Source organism: Undibacterium sp. 5I1 (assembly GCF_034314085.1).
Taxonomy (GTDB): Bacteria; Pseudomonadota; Gammaproteobacteria; order Burkholderiales; family Burkholderiaceae_D; genus Undibacterium.
Map to the genome: position 1 here is coordinate 1,866,009 of NZ_JAVIWI010000001.1, position 17,134 is coordinate 1,883,142.

15 protein-coding genes are annotated in these 17,134 nt (G+C 44.3%); 3 read left to right on the forward strand and 12 right to left on the reverse strand.

Going from position 1 to position 17,134, the window contains the following annotated elements; genetic code table 11:
• Positions 1-8 precede the first annotated feature (8 nt).
• The 10 genes from RGU72_RS08255 to rpsB all read right to left on the reverse strand — a co-directional run bounded on the left by RGU72_RS08255 (position 9) and on the right by rpsB (position 10,609).
• Positions 9-485 (reverse strand): OmpH family outer membrane protein, encoded by a 477-nt coding sequence (locus RGU72_RS08255; RefSeq protein WP_322121591.1) that lies wholly within the window; start codon positions 483-485, stop codon positions 9-11.
• 107 nt (positions 486-592) lie between these two features.
• Entirely contained in the window at positions 593-2,968 is a 2,376-nt protein-coding gene (bamA, locus tag RGU72_RS08260) for an outer membrane protein assembly factor BamA (RefSeq protein ID WP_322119271.1), read from the reverse strand.
• Between the two features lie 72 nt (positions 2,969-3,040).
• Complete coding sequence (gene rseP, locus RGU72_RS08265) at positions 3,041-4,420, reverse strand: RIP metalloprotease RseP (RefSeq protein ID WP_322119272.1); 1,380 nt, start codon at positions 4,418-4,420, stop codon at positions 3,041-3,043.
• Positions 4,417-5,610 carry a 1-deoxy-D-xylulose-5-phosphate reductoisomerase gene (gene ispC, locus RGU72_RS08270; RefSeq protein ID WP_322119273.1) on the reverse strand — a complete coding sequence of 398 codons (1,194 nt, stop codon included), beginning with the start codon at positions 5,608-5,610 and terminating at the stop codon, positions 4,417-4,419. Before ispC ends, rseP begins: the two co-directional genes overlap by 4 nt.
• 2 nt (positions 5,611-5,612) lie before the next feature.
• A complete protein-coding gene (locus RGU72_RS08275; protein WP_322119274.1) occupies positions 5,613-6,437 on the reverse strand; it encodes a phosphatidate cytidylyltransferase in 825 nt (274 codons plus the stop codon).
• Positions 6,438-6,452: 15 nt separating this feature from the next.
• Complete coding sequence (gene uppS, locus RGU72_RS08280) at positions 6,453-7,208, reverse strand: polyprenyl diphosphate synthase (protein ID WP_322119275.1); 756 nt, start codon at positions 7,206-7,208, stop codon at positions 6,453-6,455.
• 93 nt (positions 7,209-7,301) lie between these two features.
• Positions 7,302-7,862, reverse strand: coding sequence for a ribosome recycling factor (gene frr / locus RGU72_RS08285; protein WP_322119276.1), 561 nt, complete (start codon positions 7,860-7,862; stop codon positions 7,302-7,304).
• Between the two features lie 50 nt (positions 7,863-7,912).
• Entirely contained in the window at positions 7,913-8,644 is a 732-nt protein-coding gene (gene pyrH, locus RGU72_RS08290; protein ID WP_322119277.1) for a UMP kinase, read from the reverse strand.
• A gap of 200 nt (positions 8,645-8,844) precedes the next feature.
• Entirely contained in the window at positions 8,845-9,726 is an 882-nt protein-coding gene (gene tsf, locus RGU72_RS08295; protein ID WP_322119278.1) for a translation elongation factor Ts, read from the reverse strand.
• Positions 9,727-9,859: 133 nt separating this feature from the next.
• Positions 9,860-10,609 (reverse strand): 30S ribosomal protein S2, encoded by a 750-nt coding sequence (rpsB, locus tag RGU72_RS08300; protein WP_322119279.1) that lies wholly within the window; start codon positions 10,607-10,609, stop codon positions 9,860-9,862.
• 284 nt (positions 10,610-10,893) lie between these two features.
• Here rpsB and map point away from each other — a divergent pair, with 284 nt between their 5' ends.
• The 3 genes from map (at position 10,894) to RGU72_RS08315 (ending at position 15,197) form a co-directional block, all read left to right on the forward strand.
• Complete coding sequence (map, locus tag RGU72_RS08305; protein ID WP_322119280.1) at positions 10,894-11,724, forward strand: type I methionyl aminopeptidase; 831 nt, start codon at positions 10,894-10,896, stop codon at positions 11,722-11,724.
• Complete coding sequence (locus RGU72_RS08310) at positions 11,724-14,291, forward strand: [protein-PII] uridylyltransferase (protein WP_322119281.1); 2,568 nt, start codon at positions 11,724-11,726, stop codon at positions 14,289-14,291. Before map ends, RGU72_RS08310 begins: the two co-directional genes overlap by 1 nt.
• A gap of 159 nt (positions 14,292-14,450) precedes the next feature.
• Complete coding sequence (locus RGU72_RS08315; RefSeq protein WP_322119282.1) at positions 14,451-15,197, forward strand: pseudouridine synthase; 747 nt, start codon at positions 14,451-14,453, stop codon at positions 15,195-15,197.
• Between the two features lie 412 nt (positions 15,198-15,609).
• On the opposite strand, the gene def is transcribed toward RGU72_RS08315, so the two are convergent.
• Both def and galU read right to left on the reverse strand, forming a co-directional pair.
• Positions 15,610-16,143, reverse strand: a complete 534-nt coding sequence (def, locus tag RGU72_RS08320; RefSeq protein ID WP_322119283.1) for a peptide deformylase — start codon at positions 16,141-16,143, stop codon at positions 15,610-15,612.
• Between the two features lie 109 nt (positions 16,144-16,252).
• On the reverse strand, positions 16,253-17,134 hold the full coding sequence (gene galU, locus RGU72_RS08325; RefSeq protein WP_322119284.1) for a UTP--glucose-1-phosphate uridylyltransferase GalU: 882 nt from the start codon (positions 17,132-17,134) through the stop codon (positions 16,253-16,255).

Genomic DNA, 17,134 nt, shown 5'->3' on the forward strand with positions numbered 1-17,134 from the left:
GTCATATTTTATTTGGACAGGGCTTTGAGAACCTTGTCTGTGATATCAACGCGTGGATTAAAGTAAACCGCATCTTGCAAGACGATATCGTATTTTTCAGCTTCGGCAATTTGCTTCACTGCTTTTACGGCGCGATCTACTAAAGCAGCGATTTCTTCATTCTTACGCTGATTCAGGTCTTCGCTAAAAATACGTTGTTTACGTTTGAAATCCTGATCCAGATCAGTTAATTCGCGCTGACGTTTAATCCGTTCAGATTCAGAAATAACGGGAGCGTCTTTTTCAAGCTTTTCTGCCATTGCTTTAATTTTAAGGCCCAAATCATCAACTTCTTTGCCGCGCTTAGAAAACTCTTGTTTGATTTTTTCTTCGGCAGCTTTGGCTGGGCCAGACTCACGCATAACACGTTGAGAATCAAAAATAGCGACTCTAGAATCCTGTGCATGGACTTGAGCAACGCTGACAAAACACGCCGCACAAACCATCAGGCTTTGCAACAATTTGGACGGGGTAGTAAGTTGACTCAAAATATTCTCCGAAAAACAATCTCAAATACAAACTCAAACAAGTTAAAACTTAGCAGACAGTTTGTTTAAAATCCAGCACCCAATTGAAACTGGAAGGCTTGTTTTTTATCCTCTGGTTTTGCATTCAATGCTTTACCAATACTCAATCTTAAAGGGCCTACAGGTGAAATCCAACTGATACCCATACCAACAGAGTATCGCATATCGCTGACACGTACTTTTTGACCTTCATCAAATACGTTACCACCGTCAAGGAAAGTAAACCACCTCAAAGATTTATCTGCACCCGGAAATGGTAATTGTAATTCCAAATTACCAAATAACCTTGTTGAGCCACCGAGAGAATCACCAGCCGGATCCTTACTACCTAACGAGGAAGGTTCATAGCCACGCACTGATCCAATACCACCAGCATAGAAATTTTTAAACAAAGGATACGGATTACCACCTAAGCCATGCCCATAATCAAACTCGCCATTAAATGCCAAAACAACCGAGCGATATATTGGCTTAAAATATTGATGCTGATAAATTGCACGATAGTATTTAAAACTACCTATAGCTGCAAGCTCAATATTTGCACGTTGATAGCGCCCAATCGATGGCGTCAAAGCACTATCGCGACTGTCTCTTTGCCATGCAGCTGTTAATGGAAACGCATTGGTGACAGCGTTACCTACACCATATAGCGGATCAGTAGGGTCTTTAATACCGTCCCCATAATTAGCAACATACTGAAGATAACGAGGAGGACTCTGGACACCATCGAACGGTGAAAAGGTCTGCACATTAGTGCGTTCAAAGCCTAGACCAAAGAACACTGTATCAACTTCTGAAAACGGCACACCGAAACGGACATTACCGCCAGTAGTCTGGACTTTATAATCACCAAGACTACCAATAATTGGTCTGGTTGTTCGCAGATAGACGTCAAAACTGCGACTTACGCCATCATCAGTAAAGTAAGGATCGACATGAGTCACAGCAATAGTACGGTTTTGACGACTTGTATTAACATCAAGCCCAATCGTATCACCACTACCAAACGCATTTGCTTGTTGAATTGAGCCTGTCAAAGTCAATTTTTCTGCGCCGGAGTAACCTGCACCGAGCAAAATATTACCGGTCGGCTTCTCAGTGATCGTCAAATTCACATCAACCTGATCTGTACTAGTTGGCACTTCTGGCGTTTCTATATTGACGTCTTTAAAATATCCAAGACGATCAACCCTGTCGCGCGAAATTTTGATTTTTTCACCGTCATACCAAGATCCTTCGAATTGGCGGAATTCTCTACGAATTACCTCGTCTCTGGTTCGGGTGTTACCTGCAAGATTTATGCGGCGTACATATACTCGCTTACCAGGATCGATAAAGATTGTAAACGCAACTTCTTTCTTTTCTTTATCAAGTTGCGGATTGGCATTCACGTTCGCAAAAGCGTAACCAAAGTTACCCATACGCTCAGAAATACGTTTGGTACTATCCGTTAATCTCGCCGCGTTATAAATATCACCGCTCTTGAGAGATAACAAAGATTTTAGTTCGTCTTCACGACCAAAAACCTCACCTTCAAGCTTGACGTCAGATACTGTGTATTTGTCGCCTTCTATAATATTGATGGTAATGTAAATATTCTTTTTATCTGGAGTAATAGAAATTTGCGTGGAATCAATTTGCATTTCTAGATAACCGCGATTTTGATAAAAAGATCGTAGTGTTTCAATATCGCCAGACAATTTTTGTTTTGAATATTGATCAGCCTTGGTGTACCAGCTAAACCAACCAGGTGTTGAGAGCGCAAATAATTCACGTAATTCACTGTCGGAAAACGCTTTATTACCGACTAAAGTAATTTGTGCAATACGAGCGATATCACCTTCGTTGACTGCAAAAGTTACATTCACCCGGTTACGTTCAATCGGTGTGATAGTTGTCGTAATCTGAACACCATACAAACCGCGCGATAAATATTGACGTTTCAGTTCTTGCTCTGCACGATCCACAGTTGCTTTATCGAAGATTTTTGCTTCGCCAACGCCAATATCCTTTAAGGCTTTAATCAAAGCATCTTTTTCAAACTCCTTAGTACCGGTGAACTCGACGCCAGCGATAGATGGACGCTCTTCAAGCAAAACAATTAAAACACCGTTTTGCACTTCGATTTGAACGTCTTTAAAGAAACCTGTCGCATACAAAGACTTGATTGCAGTAATACTCTTGGCATCATCAAATACTTCGCCAACTTTAACCGGAAGGTAAGTAAACACCGTTCCTGCTTCGGTCCGCTGAATACCCTCTACACGGATATCTTTTACAGTGAATGGCTCAACGGCCAATGCACTTCCTGAACAAACGGCAAGAGCCGCTAATGCCAATATGTGGCGTCGTAATTTAGGCAAAGTATTTGGCAAAGTAAAGTGCTCGATATGTAATTTCATTGGGTGTTATTTAATCTCAAATTTCTACCGGAAAGATCGACAACCAGCAGCATAGTTTGCTTTAGCTGCGCATTATGACATTAGTCGTGAAATATCATTAAAAAAGGCAACTGCCATCAAACCCATTAATAAAACCACGCCTGCGCGCTGTGCAATCTCACCGAAACGCTCTGACACAGCCCTTCCAGTCAAAACTTCCAGCGAATAATACAACAAATGCCCGCCATCCAACACAGGAATAGGGAGCAAATTCATGACGCCAAGACTAATACTGATTAAAGCAATAAAGCTAAGGTAACTGACGACACTGGTTCTGGAGGTCTGACCTGCATAATCAGCAATCGTGATGGGACCTGTAATATTCTTTAACGAAATATCCCCAGTCACCATTTTCCCCAGCATTTTAAAATTCAAAATACTGGTATCCCAGGTTCTTTTTGTGCCCTTGACCACTGAATCCGAAAAAGTTGTTTCTACTTGCACCATCTCTGGTGCGAGCATCAATCCAACTTTAATTCTGCCAATAGTCTGATCCTTAATCACTTGCTGCTCAGGTGTGACATCAAGTTCGAAAGTTCGTTCGCCTCGCTTCACTAACAAATGCATCGCTTTATTTGGGGAAGCACTGACCAGTTCGGTAAATGCTAAGCCATCCAATAATGGTCTACCATCAACTTCAAGAATTTGGTCTTTCTCCTGCAAGCCAGCGCGCTTCGCAGCTCCTTCGGGATCTACTGTGCCTAGTATTGCCGCCGGACGAGCAACGGAAAAACCTAATTGATTCAAAAAATCGGCTTCCAGATCTTTACTTGAGAGCTGGGATAAAGGGAGTTCAATCGTTACGTGATCAAGAATTTCCGGTTTATTTTGACTAACCCTAGCGACAACTATCTGCGCGTTACTTTTAGATAAACCTAATTGTAGTAACTTCCAGCGCACGTCAGACCAAGTTTGTACATTCTCATCATTTACGCTAGTGATCACGTCACCTTGACGCAAACCTGCGTGATAAGCCAACGAAGAACTCGAAGGTACGCGAATTTTACTGCTGGGCTCAGAAACTCCATGCAAGTAAAGACCAGAAAATAAAGTAATTGCCAGCAAAAAATTTGCTGTGGGACCTGCCGCAACAATGGCGATGCGTTTCCAAACTGACTGTCTACAAAATTCCCTGCTTAACTCATGCTCAGATAGCTTACTTACATCCTGCTCTCTCGCATCAAGCATTTTGACGTAACCGCCCAAAGGTAAAATTGATAAAGCCCATTCAGTTTGGTCTTTACCAAAATTTTTTGAGTAGATAACTCGCCCCATACCGACAGAAAACCGTAAAACTTTAACACCGCAAAGTCTGGCGACAAAATAATGTCCAAGCTCGTGAATAATCACAAGAGTACCCAGCGCAAATGCAAATGCTAGGACGGTTTGTAAAAAAGTTTGTATTTGAATCATGAAGCGAGCAAAGCCTGAGTAATTACTCGTGTTTCTTTATCGCATTCAAGAATAGATTCGATATCATCGGCGCTAGATAATGCAATCTTATCCAATACACGAGCAATAATTTGATCAATCATTCTAAAACCAATTTTCCCGTCCAAAAAAGCTTGGACAGCGATCTCATTACTTGCGTTCAATATAGTTGATGCAGTTTGACCCGCTTTCAACGCAGCATAAGCCAGATCAAGGCAAGGAAAACGCTTAAAGTCTGGCGCTTCGAAATGGAGTTTAGCGATTTTAACCAGATCAAGTGGTGCGACGCCAGATACAATTCGTTCTGGGTAGGCCAAACCGTAAGCAATCGGTGTGCGCATATCCGGATTCCCCATCTGGGCAAGGACTGAGCCATCATTGTAGGAAACCATAGAATGAATCACGCTCTGGGGATGTATCAAAACTTCAATTTGCTCTGAAGGCGTAGCAAATAACCAGTGCGCCTCAATTACCTCTAAGCCCTTATTCATCATGGTGGCGGAATCAATTGAAATCTTCCTGCCCATGACCCAGTTTGGATGCGCCACGGCCTCGTCAGGCGTTACATCGGATAAGGATTCTAAATTGCGATTTAAAAAAGGCCCCCCAGACGCTGTCAAGATAATCTTGCTGATTCCATATTCAGATGGATGTCGATTGTAATTGTGCGGCAAGCATTGGAAGATCGCATTATGCTCGCTGTCTATGGGTAGTAAAGTAGCGCCGCTGTCACGAACAGTATTGATAAATATCTGTCCAGCCATGACCAAGGCTTCTTTGTTCGCAAGTAGAACTTTCTTACCCGCCTTAGCTGCAGCTAAGGATGCGGGCAAACCAGCAGCGCCGACAATTGCCGCCATTACCGTATCACAATCGACAGAGCTCGCTACATCACATAGGGCTTGTGAGCCATAGCTGACTTCAGTCTTTAGATTCTTTCCAAGCAGTAGCCGTTGTAATTCAGAAGCCGCTTTAGCGGAACCAACCACTGCAATCTGCGGATTGAATTGCTTACATTGCAGCGCCAATTTTTCAACTTGACTATGTGCTGTTAAAGCAAATACCTGATAGCGATCTGGATGTCTAGCAACCACATCCAGAGTAGAAACTCCGATAGAACCGGTTGAACCTAAAACGCAGAGTTTTTGTACACTTGATACGCTCGTCGTCATACTTACTTCATCCATAAAACAATGAGCGCAGCAATGGGTAATACGGGGATTAAGGCGTCAATCCTATCAAGCACACCGCCATGACCCGGCAGTAAAGCACTACTGTCTTTGAAACCTGCACGGCGTTTTAATGAGGATTCAAATAAATCGCCCACAACACTGGCGACAACCAACAGACTCATAATGCCAACGAAGCCCAAAATTCCAAACGAGATTAATACTTTGGAAGGAAAAGTACCAGAAAGCACATCAACTTGGCTCGCAGCAAAACTAATCAGCAGTACAGCAATCCAGCCGCCTATCGCTCCCTCCCAAGACTTGCCGGGTGAAATACTTGGTGCCAGCTTATGTTTACCAAAAGCTTTTCCAGAAAAATAGGCTCCGATATCAGCAACCCAGACTGTTGCCATGATAGACAACAAAAAAATCGGGGAGTAATTGAACAAACTGGTTATCGCGACAAAACAAGCAAAAATAGATGCGCTATACATACCACTAAATAGAGAGTTAGCAATTCCGTTATTACGAGCCGGAAGACCTCTGGCTAGCGAGGGAGTAAATTTAACCGCCCAAAATGCAGTGGACAAAGCAAACAGCATAGGTTGAGAAATAGCAGCATTACTAACAGTTAAGCCCGCAAATAAGCCCGCCCAAATAAGGGCAATAACAATAGGAGCCGGTTTCTGAAACAGACGTTGGTTTTCCCACATTGCGGCGCCCAAGAACAAGGTTGCGATGATCGTAAACGCAATAAAAGAACCCGAATAAAGAATCGGCAATAAAATCGCCAATAATATCAATGCCGTAATGACACGAGTTTTAAGCATTAAGTCGCCTGAAAGCTATGACGATGTTTGTCCTACCAATTGCGCACTGGTTCGGCCAAATCTTCGTTCTCTTGTTTGATAGGATGTGATGGCCGTATCTAGCGCTGCAGCATCAAAGTCAGGCCAGTAGGTCTCGGTAAAGTAAAGCTCACTGTAGGCCAATTGCCACAGTAAAAAATTAGAAATTCTTGTTTCACCGCCAGTACGGATAAAAAGATCTGGCTCGGGCGCATACGCCATAGACAAATAAGGCGCTAATTGATCCTCATCAATCGGCATACTAACTTGCCCCTCTTGTACCAACCGATTAAAGGCTTGCACTACATCCCAGCGGCCACCATAGTTAGCGCAGATGGTGACTGTGAGCCCGGCATTGTTCGCCGTCTTCGTCTCTGCTGCTTGTATCATTTTCTGCAATGACGCATCAAAACGACTTAAATCACCGACTACCTTCAAGCGAATATCGTTTACGTGCATTTTTGCGACTTCTTTCTCAAGCGCAGTAACAAATAAGCGCATCAATAAAGAAACTTCATCTGCAGGCCGACGCCAGTTTTCAGAACTAAAGGCAAAAAGAGTCAGGTATTGCACGCCCCTGATGGCACATGCTTCGACGATGACACGAACTGCATCTACCCCTTTAGCATGTCCCGCCACACGTGGCAAAAAGCGCTTGGTCGCCCAACGCCCATTACCATCCATGATAATAGCCACGTGCTTAGGCACATTATCGACAACGGGAACATCTTTTGTAGAGCTAATGTGAGTCATGAATATCCAGAATGAATTACTTCTTTTCTGCCTTGAGCAAAAAATTTAATTAAACGCCCAAGGCAAATAGGAGCAAGGAAATATCGGGGCAATCTATACCGTCAATACTTCTTTTTCTTTTTCAGCAAGTAGCTTGTCTACTTCACTAACAAACTTATCGGTCAGCTTCTGTATATCATCTTGAGCCCGACGCTCATCATCCTCAGAGCACTCTTTATCCTTGAGAATTTTCTTGAGTGACTCGTTAGCATCACGGCGAATATTACGGATGGCGATTTTTCCATCTTCGCCCTCATTCTTAACCAACTTAACCATTTCTTTACGACGCTCTTCTGTCAACGCCGGAGTTGGTACTCGGATCATGTCACCTTGCGTGGACGGATTCAGACCTAAATCCGCATCACGAATCGCCTTCTCAACCGCAGAAATCATTTTCTTTTCCCAAGGTTGAACACCGATAGTACGGGCATCGATTAGGGTCACGTTCGCAACTTGGGTAATATGTGTTGCCGTACCATAGTAATCAACTTGAACATGATCAAGAATGCCGGTATGCGCGCGGCCAGTACGGACTTTGGACAAATCCGCCTTCAGCGTCTCTATCGTTTTTTGCATTCTTTGTTCAGTATTTTTCTTTACATCTGCAACGGTCATGCCGCCCTCCTATACATCAACTTATCAATTCAGTAGTACGTTCAATAAAATTATACGTGTACCAAGGTGCCTTCGTCTGCTCCCATGATGACGTTTCTTAGCGCACCTGGTTTGACAATTGAGAAGACTTTGATTGGTAATTTTTGATCTCTACATAACGCAAATGCAGTTGCGTCCATTACCTGCAAATGGCGTGAGATTGCCTCATCAAAAGAAATCGTGGTGTAACGCGTTGCTGTAGGATCTTTCTTTGGGTCGGCAGTATAGACGCCATCGACTTTGGTCGCTTTTAAAACAATCTCTGCACCGATTTCTGATCCTCGTAAAGCAGCGGCAGTATCTGTAGTAAAGAACGGATTACCTGTTCCAGCTGCAAATACAACAACTTTACCTTCCTCCAGATATTGCAATGCTTTAGGGCGGACGTAAGGCTCAACTACTTGATCGATCCCAATTGCTGACATAACCCTGGCAGTAATACCCGCCTGACGCATCGCATCCGCCAATGCCAGGGAATTCATTACAGTTGCAAGCATCCCCATATAATCCGCTGTGGCCCGATCCATACCTTGCGCACCGGGCGCTACACCGCGAAAAATATTACCGCCTCCAATAACAATCGCCAATTCAACGCCAAGCCTTGAGACTTCAGCGACATCAGCAACCATACGCTCAATTGTTGCGCGATTAATTCCGAAGGCATCATCTCCCATCAAGGCCTCACCAGAGAGCTTCAACAGGACACGTTTGTAAGCTGGCTTTGCGTTCGTTACGTTTGTCACGTTCTGGACTCCTTATGGATTTAGACGATTAATTTCTTACATGCTAAAAGCTGAGAAACGAGCCGCATTAAATAGCTTCACTAAATGTAAATACTAGATAGCAATTTAATGCAAACTAGTACACCTTATTAGCACACTGTATCTATACATTTAAAAAGCGGGCAGTTTAAAAAAACGGGCCTTTCGGCCCGCATTCTTGCTTACGCCTGCTTTGCCGCTGCCACCTGAGCAGCTACTTCCGCAGCGAAATCGTCTTGCTTTTTCTCAATGCCTTCACCAACCACATACATTGTGAAAGATTTGACGGAAGCATTTGCCGCCTTCAACATTTGCTCGACTGTTTGCTTGTCGTTCTTCACAAATGTTTGATTCAACAGCGAGACTTCTTTCAAAAACTTCTGAATCGAACCATCAACCATTTTAGCAACGATATCTGCTGGCTTACCAGACTCAGCCGCTTTCTGAGAGGCTACTGAACGTTCTTTCTCAATCAATTCAGCAGGAACTTGTTCAGAGGACAATGAAACTGGTTTCATTGCGGCAATGTGCATAGCAACATCTTTACCGACCTGATCATCAGCGGCATTAAAGTCAACTACAACACCGATACGGGTGCCGTGCAAGTAAGCTGCTAATTTAGATTCAGTATCAAAACGTACAAAACGGCGAATTGACATGTTTTCGCCGATTTTCCCGATCAATGCAGCGCGCACTGACTCTACTGTGCCGCCTTCCAATGGCAAAGCTGATAAAGCTGCTACGTCAGCAGGGTTATGCTCTGCAACCAACTTCGCACAATTGTTTACTAACGCCAAAAAGTCATCATTCTTGGTAACAAAGTCAGTTTCGCAATTAACTTCAATCATTGCGCCAACATTACCAGTTAAGTAACTAGCTACTACGCCTTCTGCAGTAATACGGGATGCCGCTTTCGATGCTTTGCCACCAAGTTTAATACGGAGCAATTCTTCTGCGCGATCCATATTACCTTCGGCTTCAGTCAAAGCTTTTTTGCACTCCATCATCGGCGCATCTGTCTTTGCGCGCAATTCACCCACCATCGCTGCTGTAATTGCTGCCATGTTTTTCTCCTAAATTGATAGTGCCATCTATTGATAAGCACCAACATCAAAATTTATTTAAAAAAAGGGGCGAACGACTGTTGCCCCTTTACCATCACCTTACTTGCGAACTCAGTTCGTAGCTTTTAAGCAATTAAGCTTGACCTGCCACTTCGACGAATTCATCAGCACTTGGCTTAACAGCTTCTAACACTTCGTTGACAGCATTAGCACGGCCTTCGAGAATTGCATCAGCAACGCCGCGAGCGTACAAAGCGATTGCCTTGGAGGAGTCATCGTTACCTGGAATGATGTAAGTAACACCTTCAGGAGAGTGATTAGTATCAACTACGCCGATAACTGGGATACCCAATTTAGCAGCTTCAGTGATAGCGCCTTTATGATAACCAACGTCAACTACGAAAATTGCGTCAGGAATACCACCCATATCCTTGATGCCGCCGATTGCTTTTTGCAATTTAACGATTTCACGTTGGAACATCAACGCTTCTTTTTTACTCAACTTTTCTACAGAACCATCTTCTACAGAAGCTTCCATATCTTTCAAACGTTTGATCGATGTTTTGACTGTTTTGAAGTTAGTCAACATACCACCCAACCAACGCTGGTCAACGAAAGGCATACCAGCGCGTTGCGCTTCTGCTGCCATGATGTCGCGTGCTTGACGTTTTGTACCAACCAACAAAATTGTGCCGCGATTTGCTGATAATTGACGGATGTATTGCATCGCCTCTTGATACATACCCAGAGTTTTTTCCAGGTTGACGATATGAATTTTATTGCGGTGACCAAAGATAAACGGCGCCATTTTTGGATTCCAAAAACGGGTTTGGTGACCAAAATGGACGCCAGCTTCTAGCATTTCGCGCATTGTTACAGACATATTAACTCCAGGGTTAGGTCTTGAATCCAGTCAGTGATCTGGGAATATTATGTAATTCCAGACACCCTTGTTGATCAGATTCGTGCATTAATAAATAATTTTTTAATCAACTTTTCATAGCTGATTTGTAGCTTCTCTTTAGCTTGATGATGCATTTATCCAAACTAGCCTTCTATTGTACTACGAAATGAGCCCTAAATTCAAGCGCGCAATGATCGGCCAGCGAACGGCTCTTGCCTCGACTATAATTGGAGCTTACTTATATTCATCTTATTTGGCTCAGCATGACATCTATCTCAATTAAAACACCGGAAGATATCGCAGGAATGCGTATAGCAGGCCGACTTGGCTCGGAAGTACTGGATTACATTACGCCATTCGTCAAAGTAGGCGTAACTACGGGTGAATTAGACAGATTGTGTCATGAATACATGGCCAATATCCAAGGTACCATCCCGGCTCCATTAAACTATTGCCCACCTGGCTACACGCCTTACCCAAAGGCGATTTGCACTTCGGTCAACGACGTAATTTGCCATGGAATTCCCGGGGATAAAATATTAAAAAGTGGCGATGTTGTCAATTTAGACATTACTGTGATCAAAGATGGCTACCACGGGGATAATAGCCGTATGTTCTTGGTTGGTGAGCCATCGATTTTGGCAAAACGTCTTAATGAGATCACATACGAATGCATGTGGTTAGGTATTTCCAAAGTAAAACCGGGTAATCATTTGGGTGATATCGGCCATATCATTCAACAACACGCAGAAAAAGCTGGCTATAGCGTGGTTCGTGAATTTTGCGGTCACGGCATCGGCAAAGTTTTCCATGAAGAACCACAAGTACTTCATTACGGGCGTCCTGGCACATTAGAGAAATTAGTGCCTGGTATGATATTCACTATAGAACCGATGATTAATGCTGGTCGTCGTGACATTCGTGAAATGGGTGACGGCTGGACCATTAAAACAAAAGACCGCAGCTTATCTGCACAGTGGGAACACACGATTTTGGTCACAGAAACAGGTTATGAAGTATTGACCTTATCTGCGGGATCACCTCCGCCTCCTGCATTTATTTTGGCCGGCTCGACGCAAAACCTACCAGCATAATGACAGCCGCTGTTGCAAACATTTCCGCATTAGAGTTCAAAGAAGAACTCAAAGCAGCGCAACAGTTGGTAATCGCTGCATTCACAGAAAATCACAAAGCGGAACAATTACTGCACGACTTGTGCCGCAATGTTGATAACGTTTTAATCAAAATTTGGAAAAAATTCAACTTCCCGACCAGTACTGCGCTGGTCGCAGTTGGTGGTTATGGGCGAGGAGAATTATTCCCTTATTCTGATGTAGACGTCATGATTCTCCTGTCTGCACAGCCAGATAGTCTGACGCGTGCGAAGCTGGAACAATTAGTGCAGATTTTTTGGGATATTGGACTCGATATTGGTCACAGCATACGCACTGTTGACGAATGCATGCAAGAAGCAAAAGTAGACCTTACCGTTAAAACTTGTTTGCTGGAAGCGCGCTTAGTTACTGGCAGCCGTAAATTATTCCGTGAACTACAAGCAGCCTATCTTGCCGATATAAACCCGCAACAATTTTTCCAGGAAAAACTACTGGAAATGCGTCAGCGGCATGTCAAGTACGAAGATACTGCCTACAGCCTGGAACCAAACTGCAAAGAAAGCCCGGGAGGACTAAGAGACCTGCAGGTGATCTTATGGGTTGCTAAAGCGGCTAACTTAGGTAACTCATGGCGGGAACTCGCTGATCGTGGCTTGATTACGCCAACCGAAGCACACCAACTTAAGCGCAATGAGCGCGCTTTCAAAGATATTCGCATACGGCTGCATATTCACGCGGGTCGACGCGAAGACAGGCTGATCTTTGACGTGCAAACAGCGATTGCTGAGACTTTTGGATTTAAGACTACTGATTCGCGCAGAGCTAGTGAACATTTAATGCAGCGCTACTATTGGGCAGCAAAAACGGTTACGCAACTCAATATGATCCTGCTGCAAAATATTGAAGCCAGCTTATTTCCCCAACCGTCCGTGCCGCGCCCAATCAATCTGCATTTTAATGAAGTAAACGGTTTTATTGATATGGCCCGGGATGAGCTTTTTCCGTCAACACCGTCTGCGATACTAGAAGTATTTCTGCTGCTGGTGCAACACCCTGAATTGAAAGGGATGACCGCACGCACCATGCGCGCCTTGTGGCATGCTCGCTTTTTGATTGATGCGGGTTTCCGTCACGATATTTTTAACCGTGCGATGTTTTTGCAGATTCTGCAGTCTCCGCGCGGGATTACCCATGCGTTACGGCGCATGAACCAGATGAGTATTCTGGGTCGCTACCTGCCTAACTTCAGACGTATCATTGGTCAGATGCAGCACGACCTGTTTCATGCCTACACAGTAGATCAACACATATTGATGGTGGTGCGCAATATACGTCGTTTTACGATGACAGAACATGCACATGAATACCCATTTTGCAGCCAGTTAATGGCGAACTTTACGCAACCATGGGTGTTATATATCGCGGCACTTTTCCATGATATCGCCAAAGGACGCGGCGGCGATCATTCTGTCTTAGGTATGGCAGATGCAAAGAAATTTTGCTTTGATCACGGTATCTCTAAAGCCAATTCTGAGTTGATTATATTTTTAGTACAGCAGCATTTGACGATGTCGCATTTCGCACAAAAACAGGATTTATCTGATCCCGATGTTGTACAGGCATTTGCAAAAATAGTGAAGGACGAACGTCACCTCACAGCACTATATCTACTCACGGTCGCAGACATTCGTGGCACCAGTCCTAAGGTTTGGAATGCATGGAAAGGGAAACTGCTAGAGGATTTATATCGTATTACCTTGCGAATTTTAGGTGGCGAAGCACCATCTAAAGATAGAGAATTAAAAAATCGGCAGGAGGATGCACTTAAAGCTTTACGTCTTTTTGGTTTGCCCGTAGATGCTCATGAGGCGCTTTGGCAGCAACTGGATATGGCGTATTTTTTACGTCATGACTCCTCCGATATCGCCTGGCAAACGCGCTCACTGTATGACAAAATTAACAGCACAGTTCCAGTCGTCAACTGTCGTTTATCACCAATTGGCGAAGGCTTGCAAGTCACTGTCTATGTTCAAGATCAAGCTGATTTATTTGCCCGAATTTGCAATTATTTTGATAGCAAAAATTTTGGCATTTTAGACGCGAAAATTCATACAACTAAAAGTGGCTATGCGCTCGATACTTTTTTGGTGATTGAGCCTGCCTTTGCAAATAACTACCGTGACATCATTAATTTAATCGAGCATGAACTGGCAACGGTGCTCACCCAGCAGACTGCCTTGTCACCTCCGAACCGTGGCCGGTTATCACGCATGTCCAGAACCTTCCCGATAGTACCAAGCGTGGATCTAAGGCCGGATGAGCGTGGTCAATACTATTTATTATCAATCTCAGCCAATGATAGAAACGGTCTGCTGTACTCGATTGCAAACGTATTAACCAAATATAAAATTAATTTGCATACAGCCAAAATTATGACGCTTGGTGAGCGGGTAGAAGACGTTTTTCTGGTCGATGGTGCCTCGCTACAAAGAGCTAAAAACCAATTACAATTTGAGACTGAGCTATTGGATGCGTTACGGATTTAGGCTGAATCAAATGGATATTTTCTAAAAACTAAACAAATCTCTAGCGTCTCTGTTTTAATGCAACGCCCTACCTGTTATTGAGCCATTAAACGACTACCTCGCGTTTAATTAAGACTTACTTAACGTTATTTTCATCACTATTAATTGATTATCTTTACCATGACCGAACTTGTACGCCTATCGAAACGAATGTCTGAATTGGGCATCTGCTCACGCCGCGAAGCCGACGAATGGATCGCGCGCGGATGGGTCAGAGTGGACGGCAAAGTAGTTTCTGAACTCGGCATTAAGGTGCTGCCAGACCAGCAAATTTCAGTCGAGCGTCAAGCCGCGGCGGAACAATCAAAACGCGTCACCATCCTCATCAATAAACCGGTCGGCTATGTCAGCGGTCAAGCTGAAGATGGCTATACACCGGCGATTGCATTGATCAAACCAGAAGCGCGTTGGACTGAATGCGCGGTGGATACGCAATTCCATCCAACCCAACTCAGAAGCCTAGTGCCAGCAGGGCGTCTGGATATCGACTCTGTCGGCTTATTGGTATTGACCCAGGATGGTCGAATTGCCAAGCAACTGATCGGGCAAGACACCTTGGTAGAAAAAGAATATCTGGTTCGCGTTCAATATGGCAAAACAGGCACCCTACCCGATGCAGAATTAAAGCGTCTCAATCACGGCTTGATGTTAGATGGTAAAAAATTGCTCCCTGCCAGAGTCAGTTGGCTCAATGAAGATCAGCTTAAGTTTGTTTTGCGCGAAGGTAAAAAGCGCCAGATTCGCCGCATGTGCGAGATGGTCGGCTTAAAAGTGCTGGGCTTGAAACGGGTACGCATAGGGAAAGTCAGGCTGGGAAATTTACCCGAAGGTCAGTGGCGCTACTTGCGTGACGACGAGCAGTTTTAACCCAGATTTTCCATTGGAACAGCGACAAGTGTGCCTTTGGCGGACTGACTGGCTAGACGCGACGACGACGCAAGCTGCATCTTGCTAGGAGGAGCAACAACGCCAGGCAGTTCGCCAAAGGGTCAATTGTCGCTGTAGCGCTCGCACTCAAATCGCGGTCGTGCTATCGCACTGAACACCGCATGCCCTCTGCTTTTTTTGCGAAGTAGTAGCGGTCTAATGGAAAATCTGGGTTTAACTAACACTATATACCCGATCAACCCTAGCAAGAATAATATACTCCCCTATTTTTTATTGAAAAACCGCCTATTGCCCAGGTTTTATATGGACAACCTAATAATACCCAGTGGGAGTATATTGATTAAGACCGATGAAAAAGCTTTCGTAGTACGTTAAACCTACCACCGAAGCTTCAATCATCGTCGCCTGGATCCATGTCTGGGAACAGGACTTCGGTAAAACCAAACTTCGTCAAATCTTTAATTCGCGTTGGATATAAGACGCCATCCAAATGGTCGCATTCATGTTGCACGACACGCGCATGAAATCCATCGACTTCACGAGATATGGGATTGCCGAATTGGTCAAAGCCTTCATAGCGTAATTTACTCCAGCGTGGCACCAGACCGCGCATTCCGGGCACTGACAAACATCCCTCCCAGGCATCGTCGGTCTCATCAGACAATGGCGTTAGCACGGGATTCAGTAAGACTGTTTCCGGCACTCTTGGGGCGTCTGGGTAACGTGGATTATCTTTAAAACCAAAAATCACTAACTGCAAATTAACTCCAATTTGCGGCGCTGCCAAGCCAGCGCCGTTAGCCGCGATCATGGTTTCAAACATGTCTTTGACCAGGCTGTTTAGCTCTTCTGTATTAAATTGCCTCACTGGCTCTGCTTTGCGTAAAAGACGAGAGTCGCCCATTTTTAAAATCGGATGAATCATAAAAAGACTCCTTGGCTTTCAACAGCTCGGGTTAATTTAAAAAAATTGGTAGAAACAAAAAGGCCAAACGCAATTGAACATCACGTTTGGCCTGATATCAAAGCGAAGCTTAAGTAGATTTAAGACTACGTAGATACTCAGAAAATTCTGCTCCGGTCTCTGGATGCTTTAAACCCAAGGCAACGCTGGCTTTGAGATAACCAAGTTTAGAACCACAATCATAGCGAGTCGCGGCAGCACGATAGGCATACACAGGATAATCCTTCAGCATTGCGGCGATGCCGTCAGTGAGCTGGATTTCTCCTCCGGAGCCTTTACCCAGCTTTTCTAAATATCCAAAAATACGCGCTGACAAAACATAACGTCCAACTACCGCCAGATTAGATGGCGCATCTTCTGGTTTCGGTTTTTCGACAATGCCGTGCATTTTCTCTACGCGATCTTTATACGGCGTACCGCTGACGATACCGTATTGGCGGGTAAATTCATGCGGCACATCCTGCACTGCAATCACACTACCGCCTTCTTCTTCATACAAGCGAGCCATTTGCGTCATAACGGAGGGATAACCTTCATCTGCATCCATCAAATCATCCGCCAGCAACACAGCGAAAGGATCATCACCAATCACCGGGCGGGCACACAAAACGGCATGACCCAAACCTAAAGCAGCTTGTTGGCGAATATAAATACAATTGATATTTTTTGGAATAACGTTTCTGACCAGGTCCAGCAAAGCCTGTTTACCTGCGGCTTCCAACTCACTTTCTAACTCATAAGCTTTATCAAAATGATCTTCGATCGCACGTTTGGCACGACCTGTGATGAACACCATTTCGGTAATACCTGCCTCAACCGCTTCTTCTACCGCATATTGAATCAGTGGCTTATCGACGATAGGCAACATTTCTTTTGGTTGCGCTTTTGTCGCAGGTAAAAAACGGCTACCTAAACCTGCAACCGGGAATACTGCTTTTGTAATCTTTCTCAT

Bases quoted from the DNA above. Each gene is read 5' to 3' on its own strand.
- RGU72_RS08255 (WP_322121591.1), bottom strand. From the start codon at position 485: ATGGTTTGTGCGGCGTGTTTTGTCAGCGTTGCTCAAGTCCATGCACAG.
- bamA (WP_322119271.1), bottom strand. From the start codon at position 2,968: ATGAAATTACATATCGAGCACTTTACTTTGCCAAATACTTTGCCTAAA.
- rseP (WP_322119272.1), bottom strand. From the start codon at position 4,420: ATGATTCAAATACAAACTTTTTTACAAACCGTCCTAGCATTTGCATTT.
- ispC (WP_322119273.1), bottom strand. From the start codon at position 5,610: ATGACGACGAGCGTATCAAGTGTACAAAAACTCTGCGTTTTAGGTTCA.
- RGU72_RS08275 (WP_322119274.1), bottom strand. From the start codon at position 6,437: ATGCTTAAAACTCGTGTCATTACGGCATTGATATTATTGGCGATTTTA.
- uppS (WP_322119275.1), bottom strand. From the start codon at position 7,208: ATGACTCACATTAGCTCTACAAAAGATGTTCCCGTTGTCGATAATGTG.
- frr (WP_322119276.1), bottom strand. From the start codon at position 7,862: ATGACCGTTGCAGATGTAAAGAAAAATACTGAACAAAGAATGCAAAAA.
- tsf (WP_322119278.1), bottom strand. From the start codon at position 9,726: ATGGCAGCAATTACAGCAGCGATGGTGGGTGAATTGCGCGCAAAGACA.
- rpsB (WP_322119279.1), bottom strand. From the start codon at position 10,609: ATGTCTGTAACAATGCGCGAAATGCTAGAAGCTGGCGTCCATTTTGGT.
- map (WP_322119280.1), top strand. From the start codon at position 10,894: ATGACATCTATCTCAATTAAAACACCGGAAGATATCGCAGGAATGCGT.
- RGU72_RS08310 (WP_322119281.1), top strand. From the start codon at position 11,724: ATGACAGCCGCTGTTGCAAACATTTCCGCATTAGAGTTCAAAGAAGAA.
- RGU72_RS08315 (WP_322119282.1), top strand. From the start codon at position 14,451: ATGACCGAACTTGTACGCCTATCGAAACGAATGTCTGAATTGGGCATC.
- def (WP_322119283.1), bottom strand. From the start codon at position 16,143: ATGATTCATCCGATTTTAAAAATGGGCGACTCTCGTCTTTTACGCAAA.
- galU (WP_322119284.1), bottom strand. From the start codon at position 17,134: ATGAGAAAGATTACAAAAGCAGTATTCCCGGTTGCAGGTTTAGGTAGC.